Annotated in this window: 12 protein-coding genes; all 12 read left to right on the plus strand. The window is 50.5% G+C overall.

Going from position 1 to position 13,434, the window contains the following annotated elements; all coding sequences use genetic code 11:
* Positions 1-67 precede the first annotated feature (67 nt).
* Positions 68-2,197, plus strand: coding sequence for a delta-60 repeat domain-containing protein (locus tag FCL45_RS11995; protein WP_136796465.1), 2,130 nt, complete (start codon positions 68-70; stop codon positions 2,195-2,197).
* Between the two features lie 5 nt (positions 2,198-2,202).
* Positions 2,203-2,667: a type II secretion system major pseudopilin GspG gene (gspG, locus tag FCL45_RS12000; protein ID WP_275942954.1), complete on the plus strand. Its 465-nt coding sequence runs from the start codon at positions 2,203-2,205 to the stop codon at positions 2,665-2,667.
* A gap of 51 nt (positions 2,668-2,718) precedes the next feature.
* Positions 2,719-3,243 (plus strand): prepilin-type N-terminal cleavage/methylation domain-containing protein, encoded by a 525-nt coding sequence (locus FCL45_RS12005; RefSeq protein ID WP_167495708.1) that lies wholly within the window; start codon positions 2,719-2,721, stop codon positions 3,241-3,243.
* A complete protein-coding gene (locus FCL45_RS12010; RefSeq protein ID WP_136796467.1) occupies positions 3,230-3,676 on the plus strand; it encodes a type IV pilus modification PilV family protein in 447 nt (148 codons plus the stop codon). The genes FCL45_RS12005 and FCL45_RS12010 overlap by 14 nt, the downstream gene beginning before the upstream one ends.
* On the plus strand, positions 3,673-4,386 hold the full coding sequence (locus FCL45_RS12015) for a PulJ/GspJ family protein (protein ID WP_136796468.1): 714 nt from the start codon (positions 3,673-3,675) through the stop codon (positions 4,384-4,386). Before FCL45_RS12010 ends, FCL45_RS12015 begins: the two co-directional genes overlap by 4 nt.
* Positions 4,386-5,393, plus strand: a complete 1,008-nt coding sequence (gene gspK, locus FCL45_RS12020) for a type II secretion system minor pseudopilin GspK (protein WP_136796469.1) — start codon at positions 4,386-4,388, stop codon at positions 5,391-5,393. Before FCL45_RS12015 ends, gspK begins: the two co-directional genes overlap by 1 nt.
* 52 nt (positions 5,394-5,445) lie before the next feature.
* Positions 5,446-6,924: a type II secretion system protein GspL gene (locus FCL45_RS12025; RefSeq protein WP_136796470.1), complete on the plus strand. Its 1,479-nt coding sequence runs from the start codon at positions 5,446-5,448 to the stop codon at positions 6,922-6,924.
* Positions 6,925-6,958: 34 nt separating this feature from the next.
* Positions 6,959-7,513 carry a type II secretion system protein GspM gene (gene gspM / locus FCL45_RS12030; RefSeq protein ID WP_167495709.1) on the plus strand — a complete coding sequence of 185 codons (555 nt, stop codon included), beginning with the start codon at positions 6,959-6,961 and terminating at the stop codon, positions 7,511-7,513.
* 2 nt (positions 7,514-7,515) lie between these two features.
* Entirely contained in the window at positions 7,516-8,418 is a 903-nt protein-coding gene (gene gspN / locus FCL45_RS12035) for a type II secretion system protein GspN (protein WP_136796472.1), read from the plus strand.
* Positions 8,419-8,424: 6 nt separating this feature from the next.
* Positions 8,425-9,267, plus strand: a complete 843-nt coding sequence (locus FCL45_RS12040; protein ID WP_136796473.1) for a type II secretion system protein N — start codon at positions 8,425-8,427, stop codon at positions 9,265-9,267.
* Positions 9,268-9,387: 120 nt separating this feature from the next.
* Positions 9,388-11,688, plus strand: a complete 2,301-nt coding sequence (gspD, locus tag FCL45_RS12045) for a type II secretion system secretin GspD (RefSeq protein ID WP_136796474.1) — start codon at positions 9,388-9,390, stop codon at positions 11,686-11,688.
* A gap of 49 nt (positions 11,689-11,737) precedes the next feature.
* A complete protein-coding gene (gene gspE / locus FCL45_RS12050; RefSeq protein WP_136796475.1) occupies positions 11,738-13,423 on the plus strand; it encodes a type II secretion system ATPase GspE in 1,686 nt (561 codons plus the stop codon).
* Positions 13,424-13,434: the final 11 nt, after the last annotated feature.

Consider the following 13,434-nt stretch of genomic DNA (forward strand, 5'->3'; position numbering starts at 1 on the left):
ACTGGCCGGTCGTTCGGCCAGTCGGAAGAGCATACATTTCAATGATACGTTACCTGGAGAGTTTCCTATGAAGGATCTTGGCAGAGTGCGAGTTTCAGTGATTTGTTTTTCAGTGTTGGTATTGTTTGCCATCCATCTTTTTCCTGGGAATGCGTTTTCCGTAGATGCGCAGGACCTGCTTGGAGGAGGTGGCCTTATCCTTACGGATTTCAACAATGATAATGATGCCGCATATGATATTGTGCAGCAGCCGGACGGTAAGCTGGTTGCGGTTGGTTTTGGCAACAACGGTGCCGTTCGAAATGTCGCTGTGGCCAGGTACCTGGAGAGCGGTGAACTCGATAGTAGTTTCAGTAACGACGGTCGAGCCACTTTCAGCGTTGGTAGTGGAGAGTCCGTTGGCCGGGCGGTTGCCTTGCAGGAAGATGGCGCAATTGTGGTGGCTGGCACCAGCACAAATGGCGACCAGGATCTCTTTGTCCTGCGCCTCACTCCGGATGGCGAACTTGATAATACTTTCGGTGCTTACGGAATAGAGACCCTGCCTGCACCCGGGAGCGATGAGTATGTCTATACCGTTACGGTGGCCGAAGATGGGTCGATTATTCTGGGAGGGGGCAGCATGCTGCCGAGCGAGCCGTTGGCCAGCCTGGTCATCAAGCTTGCCGGAGACGGTGACCTGCTGAGTGATTTTGGTGAAGACGGTAAAGCCCTTCTTGACCGTGAGTATAACAATGTCATCTATTCCATCATTTTGCTTGGAGACGGCAGCATCCTTGCCACCGGTGCCAATACTGCCAACAACCGGTATGAGGCGAGCCTGGTTCAGTTCCAGGCAGACGGTTCACTGGACGATGGCTATGCCGAATCCGGGGAGTTGAGCTTTGTTTATGAGGACAACAACACCCGGATGTTTGATCTACTGAGCCTCAGTGACGGCTCAGTTATCACCTTGGGCTTCACCTACACTAACAGTTTTCGGGAGCCGCTTATTGCCCGGGTATCGGCCGTGGGAGAGCTGGTGGAAAGTTTTGGTGATAATGGTTTTGTCCTGTCACCGCTCAGTGCAGACGGGCTCACAGGGATGGTAATACAACAGGATGACCTGCTGATTACCACCAGTCTTACCACCGCACCGAATGGTGATGATCTCATCATTATCAAGGTTGAAGAAACACTCGAAGATGGCGTCGCGATCACGACCTCCTATCTTACCTTGAGTTCCACTGAATATGAGAGCGATACCCTTTCGACGGTACTCAGTGAGGAGGGCAATGTAATAGTTGCCGGGTTTGCCTCCAATGGTGAGAATGATGATCTGGCCCTGCAGGATTATGGTGCGGATCTCACAAACGATAATATCAGCGTTGGCGTAGGCGTCTCGGGTGAAGATTACACTATTACGACCTTTGCGGTTACGGATGTTCAGCGAAACAGTGCCACCAGCGGAGGCTCCGTTGTCGCCTCAAGCAGTGAGGATGACTGTATCGAGACTACCTGCAGCAGTGAGTGTACGACCCTGGGGTCAAGTATCTGTAATAGCTGTTTAGAAGTGTGTGAGCCCCCGGCGGTTATTTTGCGGGGTGTCGCGTACGGTATCGCGCCGAACCCTTCCTACCGGGAATCTGGTGAAAGCGATGACGTGACAACGGATGATGAAGAAGAGGGTTCCGGTGTATTTCCAGCAAGCGATTCCAGCTGGAACTATGATACAGTTCGCACGGGACAGACGGAAGATGGCGCTGGTGTTGGAGAGTTTGGCAGTGATATGTATCCGATTACTCCGGGGCAGCGCTATTATGCACGAGCGTATGCGGTACTGGAAGATGACACTGTTATCCATGGCAACCAGGTGTCTTTCAAAACAGATGACAGCTGTTTCATAGCAACTGCCGCGTATGGCTCGATAGATGAAGAACATGTTAAGGTCTTGAGAAGATTCAGGGATGAAGTGTTAAATTCTTATAAACCAGGTAGAAAGTTTATAGAAATCTATTATAATCTCTCGCCATCGATAGCAGACAGGATTGAACAGAATAATTTTTTGAAATCAGTAGTTCGTGTTGCGCTGATGCCGGTAATAGGTTTTTGTTATCTGGTATTGCAAGGCAGGTTGTGGCTGATTGGCTTGCTGCTTTGTGTGATAACAATAACTTTTATGGCGCTGGCTCGAAAGAGGGAAAGAAGGAGGATCTGACCTTTATGGATATGCAGGGTGAAAGACAGGAAAGGGGTTGCCGGACACAGGGAGGTTTTACCCTGATTGAGCTGTTGGTGGTTTTGGTTATTATTGGTATTCTGGCAGGTTATATTGGTCCCAAGATCATGGGACGCCCGGAAGAGGCCAAAAGAACCAAGGCCGGTTTGCAGATTCAGGCTATCGATACAGCGTTGAAACTGTATAGGCTTGATAATGGCGTCTACCCCTCTACTGAGCAGGGTCTGCAGGCTCTCGTCGAAGCTCCTCAAACGGGTAAACTGGCGCCGAAATGGCGTGAGGGTGGTTATATGGAGAAAAACAAGGTGCCACTCGATCCCTGGGGTAACGAATTTGTTTACCTGAGTCCCGGCATCCATGGTGATTACGATCTGAGTGCATATGGCCCTGACGGTGAGGCAGGTGGAGAGGGCGAGAACGCTGATGTGAACAGCTGGGAGCTGGAGTAGTTTCTGCGCTCTATGTTTTACGTGTCGAGGGAGCGACAGCAACCCACTGGAATGCGAGATAAGGTTACCGGTAAAACTTCAGGCATCTGCGGTTTTACCCTGCTTGAGCTGATAATTGTAATTTTCCTCATTGGCTTGTTGCTTGTGGTGAGTGTGCCTGCGCTCCGCGACAACCTCTTGAATGACCCCTTGCGTTCAGCTGGGCGCAAGCTGATTGGCTATGTCGGCGGTGTTCGAGAGCTGGTGGTTCGCCAGCAGAAACCATATCATATTTATATCGACCTGGATGAGAATCGTCTCTGGTATCTGCCGGAAGATCAGGCGGGTACGGACCAAGATGATCCGCCTGAGAAGGTGCAGCTGAATTTGCCCGGTGATGTTGAGCTACGCGATATCTGGGTACGTTCTTCCGGAAACATATCGAGGGGCGTCCATGAACTCTGGCTGAGCCGGCAGGGGTATGTGGACAAAACGGTTATCCGACTCGAAGATGGTGATGGCGAGACCCTGAGTTTTGTACTGCATCCGTTTCTGTCTGAAATTGAGATCCGGGAGGGATATTATGAGCCGCAGTAACAGCCGAGCCCGTCTGAGTTTCACCCCGTTCAGTGCATCATCGCATAATAGGGCTGGATTTACCCTGCTTGAAGTGATGATCGCCCTGGCAATCATTGCCATCTCCCTGACCTCCCTTTTTGGTTCACAATCACGTTCCCTGTCACTGGCGGCAGAGGCAAAGTTTAATACCGCGGCCGCTTTTTTGGCCCAGGAAAAGCTTGCCGAGTATGAGGCTGGTCTTGCACCCTGGGTAAGCGATGAGGGCGACTTTGGCGATGCATTTCCCGGTTTTGCCTGGAGGAGTGAAGTACAGGATGCGGACCTGGGCAATGTAGGCGATTTCGGTAACCTCGAACCGCCGTTGCAACGGGTCGATCTCACCATCTCCTGGCAGGAGGGGCAGTTCTCCAGCACCGTGAGCTATTTCGGCAGGGAGAAGGAGCAACAATGACCGCACCTACTCTCCGGTCTTCTTGCCGGGCAGGTTTCACCCTGCTTGAACTGCTGGTGTCCATTGCTATTTTTGCGGTGGTTATCTCTTCTGTCTACGGGGCATACAGGGCAACATTCCATACAATTAGCGGCACAGATAAACAGGTGCTGCGGGCAGCGGCCGCAAGGGTAATTCTCGAACGTGTTACCGAGGACCTGGAAGCACTCTATACAGGGGAAGACGGATTTTTTGAGGCAGAAAACAAAGAGCTGGGAGACGGTCGGGCCGATACCCTGAAGTTCATGTCGTCTGCTCACCTGGTTTTCACCAATGAGCAGATCCCTGCCGGTAAGACCAGCATTGAATACAAAGTCCGTGAAGCAGCGACGGGCGGGTTTGAGCTCATCAGAATTGATACTCCTCAACTTCCAGGCCAGGAGGATTCAGTTGAAGACGATGCTGCTGGTGATGTTCTCGGCAAAGGTCTTCAGTCGTTTTCTTTGAGTTATTTTTCACAAACCGGTGAGCAGTCAGACGATTGGCAGAGCGGAGGGGAATCTGCAGCAGAAGCAGATGGTGGCGAATCCGCAGCCCTTGAGTTGCCGGTGCTTGTGCGGGTGGAGATCACCTTTCTGCCTGAGAGTGGGGATGGCCGAGCTGCATTTTTTCGAACATCCATAGCGCTGCCTCAAGTGCACAAAGAGCAAGAGTCGCAGGAGGAGAGCTGATGAGACAAACTCTCTTTCGACTCAACGACAGGGGGATGGCACTGTTGATCACTATCATGGTGATCAGTCTGTTGATTGGGGTGACAGTTCAGTTTAATAAAACAGTACGCCAGGACTACTTTGCCTCCCGCACTCAGCTTGATGGTGAATACCTCAAAGGGGTTGCCCGTTCAGGCCTGTCAATCGGCATGGCTCTTTTAGAGGCGGACGGCCTTGAAAACAATTTCGATAGTGAGCTCGATTCCTGGGCGTCACTTGATGACGAAACCTTGAGTACCCTTTTTTCAGGAGGGACTCTGGCGCTGAATATAACGGATCACTCGGGGAGGCTGCAGATCAACAGTTTAGTGGCCCGGCCGGAAGGCGGTGGTGAAGAAAGTTCTGAAGAAACCAGAGAAATATTGAAGAGATTGCTCCTATCCGGTACATTTAGCAATATTGAGGAGCAACAGGTCGTTGAACTTATTGACGCCCTGGTAGACTGGCTCGATACCGATGAGAGGGAATCTGATTTCGGTGCTGAGGACAGTTACTACCAGTCCCTTAGTCCTCCCTATGAGGCGGCCAACGGACCGATTTCCAGCATCGAGGAGTTGTTGCTGGTGAAGGGAGTAGACAGGGAGCTGCTTTTCGGGAATGATATAAGCCCCGGGCTTGCAGATTTTATCACTGTTTATGGGGACGACGGCAAGATCAATATCAATACTGCTCCCAGGCAATTGTTGCAGGCACTGCATCCCCAGATGTCTGAGGAGTTGGCCTTAACTCTGGAAGACTATCGTAGTCAGGAGCTGAACCGCGACAATCTGGAAAATGCAGACTGGTACAGGCAGGTTCCTGCCTGGCCCGGGGATATCGAATTGCCTGATGGGCTGCTGTCTACGAAAAGTGTTTGGTTCGAGCTGGAATCTCAAGGTGTTTTTCACGATCAGAGAAAGCGCATGAGCGCAGTGGTTGTCCGCGATCAAGACAGTAAAACAGTTCTTGTCAGCAAAAAGTCGCAGTAATGTCGAATGAATTAAGCAATAAATACGAAGATATTAACAGGTATGGTGAAAAGTGGATAATCTGCTTGCCATAGATTTTCAAAGCGACTGGGCCACAGCCGTGCTGCTGGAGGTTGGGCAGAGGGCACGCGTAGTCAGGAGTTATGGGGTCTGTTCGACAGTTGACCGGCCGCTTGAAGAGGTGGTTGCAGACCTGGTGCGCCAGACAGGTTATTCAACCGGAGACTGCAGGGTTGGAATCGGGGCTGAGTTGTGTTCGTACCGTAACCTCAGTCTTCCTTTCACCGATAGACGTAAAGTCGCTAAAGTATTGCCGTTCGAGTTGGAAGAGATTTCGATTCAGGGCATAGCGGATCAACATTATGATGTGCTCTTAAACCCGGTCGGCAATGAGAAAACAGAGATCCTGGCTGCCATGGTTGAGTCCCGGATCATGGATGAATATCTGGCCGCACTGGCTTCCGCTGGTCTCGACCCCGAGTTGTTCGGAATTGGTGGTGTTGAAGTCGCTCTTCATCTTATCTCTACCGGCGTTGAACGGGCGTTGCTGCTCGATATCGGGTTGCGTTGCGCCACCATGATCGCCATAGACGACTCACAGATAATCCTCATTCGGCCCATAGATTGTGATGCAGAGGCAATTGCTGGTCTCACCATGTCTGAACCCGGAGGTGTGGTTGTAAGTCAGCCTGAAAAGGTGGCTAAAATTGCCGACCATCTGTCTCCTGTATTGATGCAGACCCTCTATTCCATCGGTCGCTCATACTTTCTTGAAGGCGATGTAGCCTGTCGTGTAAATGGTGTGATTGGGCTTCTTCCTGATCTTTTCCAAAAGCTTGCCGACATCCTGCCTTTTGAGGTCACCGCCTATGACGCAGGCGATCAGCCTCTCTTGAAAATCGAGCCGCAAGCTACTCTTGCCTGGAATCCCCCATTGATGAACCGTGTTCTGGCCTTGGCCACGATCAAGGGCAAAGGATCGGAAGGGATCAATTTTCGTACGGGGACTTTCAGGAGAAAATATGCTTTCAAGGATGTCCGCAAAAAGTTGTTGGCAGTGGCCATCCCGCTTTCAGTTGTGCTGGTGGGGTTTATCGGGTTTGCAATCTGGGAGATTTCTGAGCTGAAAGGCAGAAGAGAAGGTCTGCAGACTGAAATCACCCGTGTTTTTAATGAAACACTGCCTGAGGTCACCCGGGTGGTAAATCCTGTGCAGCAGCTTCAGGTGAAAATAGACGAAACCAGAAAGCTGTATAGTACAGGCCCTGATGGTACGCAGCGTCTGTCCACGCTTACCTTGCTTGCCGAATTGTCCCGGCTGATACCAGCCAACATGCAGATTCGTATAACCCGGCTTGTGGCTGATCTCGACGATGTGCGCATCAAGGCGGAAACCACGGACTTCAACACGGTTGATAATGTGAAGAAAGAGTTGGAAAAATCAGCCTATTTCAAATCTGTGACCATCAGTTCGGCAAACCTTGCTCCCCGGGGCGGAGAGGTGCGTTTCGAACTTAAACTGGAGTTGTGATAGAGTCATGCCAGCAGCCAGATTCGGAAAACTGATGAACGCTATCAAGGACAAAGCCGGTATTGACCAGCTGTCCAGCCGGGAGAAACTTGCCTTGGCTTTGGGGGTCGTAGTCATTGTCAGCCTGGCCGTTTACCAGTTGGCAATATCGCCGTATCTGGAGTCTCGCGCCCGCCTTATTAATTCTATTGAGCGCAAGAAGCAGGAACTGGTGCAGATGCAGATGATGCAGCAGGAGTATTTGGAATTGCGAAAGGAGGAAGGTGGTATCAAGGCCAACCTGTCGAAGCGCCCGGCGAACTTTACTCTTTTTACCTTTATTGACCAGCAGGCAGAGCTATCCCAGGTGAAGGAGAAAATTAATTACATGAAGCCGTCGGTTATTGCCGGTGACGGCGAGCTTGACGAGTCCGTAGTTGAACTCAAGTTGCAGAGTGTGACACTTGAGCGACTGGTGGAATTTATTAAACAGACGGAGTCGGAGCAAAACGTCGTCTCCATCAGGCGCATTTCGATCCAGACAAGCGCCAGGGAAGAAGGTTATCTCGACGTTATACTGCAGATCGCGACGTTCGTGGAGGCGAGTTGATAATGGTACTCGGCAAAAGTTCCGGTTCCCGTCTGCTGTTTTATCTGATCTATGCGTTGTTGATTACCAGTGCGCTGCTGGTGGTGCGCTTTCCAACGGAGAAGTTTTTAAGGTATGCGGAGAAAAAGGTGGAGGCCGCTTTGCCTGGGAGCAAGGTGAAATTATCGACCATGTCGTATGCCTTCCCTTTAAGTGTCCACCTCGGACGGGCGCAAATGTCGGGTCTTGACAACGATGAAGATATCCTGCTTCTTCAACAGGTTCAGATAACACCGAAATTGGACGGATTGGGTTTTTTCTACAATGTCTCCGGCTCCGTTTTAGGCGGCAGTTTTGCTACTGAGTTGAAAATCGCTCCCGCAGATAAACGTTACAGCTTGAAGAAGCTTGAGCTGACGGGCCTTGATTTAAGCCGTTCAGCCCCCCTCGCCAGAATTTTCAGGCGGGACATTCAGGGCGTATTGAAATTCAGTGGAGAATACTCCAATTCTTTCGACGCCTCGGTTGGTAGTGGAACGGGCATGGCAGGTGAGGGGGTGCTGAGGATTACTAATGGAAGTTTTGCCCTGCGCCAATCTGTTTTAACCCTGAAAACCCTGGATTTTGACTCGCTGGATACTGTCGTGATGATGCAGGATGGGGTTTTGACCCTGAATGAAGGTGTTTTGGAGGGCAAAGAACTGCAAGCAAATTTTACAGGTAACCTGGTTGTGGCAAACACTCCCCAAAGCTGGAAACTCGATCTTGCGGGAGGCATGGTGCCCAATAAGGACTTTCTTCAGGAGAAGCCGCAAATGGTCAGTGTCGTGAATCGGTTGCGGAAGCAATACAAAAAAAATGACCTGCCTTACACCGTCAGCGGTACGTTAGCCAACCCGAGTTTTCGTTTTGGAGGGACAAACTGATCAGCTATGGCCTCCAGAATTTCGAATATATTGCCGTTTCTTATTATCACGCTGGTCTGTATGCTTGGCGTTGAGGGTGGGTATCTTGCTTTGGAGCGTTTTGTAATCGATCCGGTAATTATGCCAAAACCCGGGGGCAAAGAAGAGAGTGCTCAGCAGGTGCAGCCGTCCCGGCAACGATCCCGGGTCACCACCAAGGTCGACTATGGTGTGATAACCAGACGAAATCTCTTTGGGCCACCTCCACAGGCTGCTGGTTCTTCAGAGTTGGAAAATCCACCTGAGGAACTTGAAGCCACCAGCCTTGACGTAGTGCTTATGGGAACTGTTGGCGGCGATGAGGAGAGCAGGGCTATTATCTTGAATAAACGGGATCGCAAGCAGGAAATTTACAGCGTTGGCGACAATGTGCAGGGGGCGCTCATAAAAGAGATTTTAAGGGGCAAGGTTATCCTCAACCTTGACGGCAGGGATGAGATGCTCGATATGAGTGAAGCAGCCCAGTATGGACCCAAAGCCGGAAGCAGGCCGGTTTCCGTTAGCCCTGCAATTCGTACCAGGCGGGTAATTGAGACCCCGAGCCTGAACGGTGCCGATCAATCGGGAGAGGTTGTGCCACGAACTCGGGTGGTCCGGCCAACCCGCAGGATAATCCGTCCCCAGCCGACAGATGAGCAGACCGGGGAGCCTGATGAAGAGGGTGAGGAAGTCGAAGGTATTGAAGATGTCGGTGAAGAGTTTGTTGAGGATCGTGTTGAAGAGGACGTTGAAGAGGACGTTGAAGAGGATGTTGTAGAGGATGCTGTAGAGGAAAACGGAGTGGATGACACTACTCAGGATCAGTACTGATAGCCTGAAGACGTGGTGAACTGTATATTTGTAGTGTGTTGTCATGTGTATAATTGCCCGCGAGATATATCGAAGAGGGGCGGCAAAGGATAGAGCAAAATATATCAGAGGAAGAATTCCATGGGTGGTAAAAGGGTACCTCTATCAATCAGGCATTGTATAGGCAAAGTGATAAGCTTTTCTGCAATCTTATCTTTGACGGTTGGCCTTTGCGGCCTGCCGGCCCTGGCAGAAAATGGGCAAACCGGTGAGCGGCTTTCGCAAGCCTCCGCCGGCACAATAGGTGACACCGACAGCAAGCGCTTTATTACTATTGATTTCGATAACGTCGATATTCGACTGTTTATCAAGTATATAAGTGAGCTTACCGGTAAGAATTTCGTTGTTGATAAGGCTGTGCAGGGCAATGTGACAATCCTTTCACCAACCAAGATTTCTGAGGAAGAAGCCTACCGGGTATTTGAATCTGTTCTGGAAGTGCATGGTTTTACAACTGTTCAGTCAGGTTCCGTGATCAAGATTCTGCCGGCAGCGGCGGCGCGCTCTAAAAATGTTGAGACCATTCGCATGGGAATGAGCAGCCACCCCGAGGATAAGGTGGTGACCCAGCTGGTGCCCTTGAAAAACAGCTCGCCGGACGACATGAAAAAGGTGCTTACACCTTTACTCTCCAAGACTTCGGTGATGGTGTCCCATCCCCAGTCCGGCATGCTGATTATTACCGAGACCCTCTCCAACATACAGCGGCTCCTGGCAATTATCGAAACGCTTGATGTGGAGTTTACAGAAGAAGAGGTGGTTGTGATTCAACTGGAGAATGCGGCAGCGACTTCCGTCGCTCAAATTCTCAGTTCAATCTATCAGCGCAGCAGGACGGTCAAGGGCCGTACTGCTACAACCCAGGATGTGAAGGTGGTACCGTATGAGCGGGTGAATTCGCTGGTCATTTTCGCAGACAGGCAGGAGCTGCGCAGGCTTCGGAATATAGTTGCATTGCTCGATACCCCCGCTGAGCGCGGTGAGGGGAATATAAATGTCTATTACCTGCAGAATGCGTACGCCACCGAGCTGGCGAAGGTTCTCACCGCACTTCCCACCGGCCAGACAGCTGAGACCGAAAAGGGTAAGGCGCCGACAATTTCCAAAGATGTGAAGATAACCGCGGATGAGGAAACCAACTCCCTTATCATCACCGCCAGCCGCGAAGAGTTCAATGTTCTGGAAGGGGTTATCAAAAAGCTCGATATACCGCGTCAGATGGTCTATCTGGAAGCGTTGATTCTGGAGGTGAACGCCGCAAAGGATTTCGAGGTTGGGGTTGAATGGGCCCTTGGAGGTAAATTCGCGGATGACACCGGTGTTCTGGCGTCGGGTTTTTCCAGTAACTCTGAGAATCCATTTGGTACTCTTGGTGGGATAAATGGCGATGATCCAAGTCTAGGTGATGGCTTTACTCTCGGTGTGATCAAGCAGGGAATTAAAATTGGTGGTGTAACTTTTCCCAATATCGGCGCAGTGTTAAATGCTTACAAGAGCGATGCCGATATCAATATCATCTCCACCCCGCAGATACTGACCACAGACAATAAACAGGCTGCGATCAGTGTTGGTGAGAATGTACCGTACATCACCAGTCAGAATACCACAGATGCCCAGCAGGATTATACCCAGTACGAGTATCGTGATGTCGCCACCAAGATGACAATCACGCCCCGAATCAATCTTGCCGATACCATGCGTTTGGAGATTGAGACGGAGATCACCAGACTCAAGGGTAGCAGTCTTGACCTGACTCCGACGACGTTTACCAGAACCGCCAGTACCACTGTGGTTGTGAACGACAGTGATACGGTGGTTATCGGCGGTATTATAGGTGAGGATTCAAACCTCACAGAAATAAAGGTGCCCCTGCTTGGTGATATTCCCGGATTGGGCTGGTTATTCAAGTCCCAGGCCACAAGCACCATCAGGACAAATATGTTTATCTTCATTACACCGAAGATTATTCGTAACCCTGCAGATATCGCCAGTGTAACATTGAAAAAGGAAGACAAAATGGAAGAGGTCATGCCCGGAGCCAAGGAAACCATTTACCGGGTGCCGAACAAAAATCACGCGATGATTCTTACCGAGCGTGGTTTTGAATACCTTGTTCAGGAGCGCAACGTCGAGGCCCGCGAATATTTTGAAGAAGCGCTGGAATTAGACCCAGAGAATCCTTACACACTTCTGAATATAGGTGTAATTGAAGAGCGTGAGGGCAACTATCCAGCGGCGGCTCAATATTACCAGAAGGTGATTACCACCGGTACCACTGCCACTGCGCTTGAAGCCAGTGACTCGAGCAAGGAAGGGTTGTCGTTGGTGCAGATAGCCAGGGAAAACATAGAGCGTCTGCGCCAGACACAGAACCGCAGGTAGGCCAGCGTACTGTGACTGTTTTTAAGGTATTGATGAGCTACGGTACAACATGAAAAAACTTGGCGAAATTTTAAAAGAGACCTGTAACCTGACGGATAAGGCCATTGATGAGGCCATAGACGGGCGTACCGGTAACGAAAAGATTGGTGAGCTGCTGATCAGGAACAAGGAAGTTGACGAGCTTGACGTGCTGAAGGCGCTGGGCGATCAGTTGCAAATTGAGGTGAAACTGGCCCTGCCGCCGGAGATTCAGACAGAGTTCACCGAAAAAATCGGGATCAGTTTCCTTAAAAAATATAAAATTGTACCGATCGTTGTCGCCGACGATACCTTTATCGCTATAAACGATCCGACCAATTTTCAGCCGGTAGATGACTTGCGCCGGGTCTTAGGGTTAGGAAATGCACGAACCGTCATCTGTCCGTATCAGGCTATTGTCAGTGCCATTAATTATGCCTATGACATGACCCAGGATACGGCAGAAGAGGTTATGCAGGATATGGATGAGGAAGATCCGGAGCAGTTGTTCAGTGAGATTGAGGAGGTCGGCGATCTGCTGGATGATACCAGTGATTCTCCGGTAATTCGCCTGGTCAATTTCATGTTCGCCCAGGCCGTGCGGGACGGAGCCTCGGATATACACATCGAGCCGTACCAGAACAGCCTGAAGATACGACAACGGCTGGATGGTATTCTCTACGACATGTTCAGCCCGCCCAAGCATGTCCAGTCGACTCTGGTTTCCCGTGTGAAGATCATGGCTAAGCTTGATATTGCTGAAAAACGACTTCCCCAGGATGGTCGAATCGAGCTGAAAGTGGGCAACAAAGAGATCGATGTTCGTGTTTCGACCCTGCCCACTGCTTTTGGTGAACGGGTGGTGCTTCGTCTGCTTGATAAGTCCTCGGTGCTGATTTCAATGTCGGATCTCGGCATGCCGCAGGATCGACTGAAAAGCTTCCTTGAGCAGATTAAGGCGGCGAACGGCATAGTGTTAGTTACCGGTCCCACCGGTTCTGGTAAAACAACTACTTTGTATGCTGCACTCACCTCCATCAATAACACGGATATTAATATAATTACCGTTGAAGATCCCATTGAATACCGGATCAGTGGTATCGGTCAGGTGCAGGTGAACCCTAAAATCAATCTCACTTTCGCTTCAGGTCTGCGGTCAATAGTCCGCCAGGATCCGGACGTTATTCTGGTGGGGGAGATCCGTGATACAGAGACTGCCGAAATTGCAATCCAGTCGGCTCTTACCGGTCACCTGGTCTTTTCCACCCTGCATACCAATGATGCCCCGAGTGCTGTTACCCGTTTACGGGATATGGGGATCGAACCTTTTCTGATCGCTTCATCAATCAATGCCATCCTGGCTCAACGTCTGGTTCGTGTGCTTTGTCAAAACTGTAAGGAGCCGTATACTCCCGATCAGGAGGAGTTAATGAAGATAGGTTTGGATATCGACAAATATCGGGATACGAAGATTTTTCGCAGCAAGGGGTGTGGCAAGTGTCACCATACCGGTTATAAGGGACGGCAGGGGATTTTTGAGTTATTGCTTATGAACAAGGACATGAAGAGCTGTGTTCTCACTACTTCAGACGCAAACGAAATCAGGCGACGGGCGATCGAAGAGAATGGCCTGGTTACGCTACGGCATGATGGTGCCCGAAAGGTATTGGAAGGCACGACGACCATTGAAGAAGTATACCGTGTCTGCCAGGAGTAGATGTGTTGTTT

It is taken from the genome of Desulfosediminicola ganghwensis, from assembly GCF_005116675.2.
Lineage (GTDB): Bacteria > Desulfobacterota > Desulfobulbia > Desulfobulbales > Desulfocapsaceae > Desulfopila > Desulfopila ganghwensis.

Bases quoted from the DNA above. Each gene is read 5' to 3' on its own strand.
- FCL45_RS11995 (WP_136796465.1), top strand. From the start codon at position 68: ATGAAGGATCTTGGCAGAGTGCGAGTTTCAGTGATTTGTTTTTCAGTG.
- gspG (WP_275942954.1), top strand. From the start codon at position 2,203: ATGGATATGCAGGGTGAAAGACAGGAAAGGGGTTGCCGGACACAGGGA.
- FCL45_RS12005 (WP_167495708.1), top strand. From the start codon at position 2,719: ATGCGAGATAAGGTTACCGGTAAAACTTCAGGCATCTGCGGTTTTACC.
- FCL45_RS12010 (WP_136796467.1), top strand. From the start codon at position 3,230: ATGAGCCGCAGTAACAGCCGAGCCCGTCTGAGTTTCACCCCGTTCAGT.
- FCL45_RS12015 (WP_136796468.1), top strand. From the start codon at position 3,673: ATGACCGCACCTACTCTCCGGTCTTCTTGCCGGGCAGGTTTCACCCTG.
- gspK (WP_136796469.1), top strand. From the start codon at position 4,386: ATGAGACAAACTCTCTTTCGACTCAACGACAGGGGGATGGCACTGTTG.
- gspM (WP_167495709.1), top strand. From the start codon at position 6,959: ATGAACGCTATCAAGGACAAAGCCGGTATTGACCAGCTGTCCAGCCGG.
- gspN (WP_136796472.1), top strand. From the start codon at position 7,516: ATGGTACTCGGCAAAAGTTCCGGTTCCCGTCTGCTGTTTTATCTGATC.
- FCL45_RS12040 (WP_136796473.1), top strand. From the start codon at position 8,425: ATGGCCTCCAGAATTTCGAATATATTGCCGTTTCTTATTATCACGCTG.
- gspD (WP_136796474.1), top strand. From the start codon at position 9,388: ATGGGTGGTAAAAGGGTACCTCTATCAATCAGGCATTGTATAGGCAAA.
- gspE (WP_136796475.1), top strand. From the start codon at position 11,738: ATGAAAAAACTTGGCGAAATTTTAAAAGAGACCTGTAACCTGACGGAT.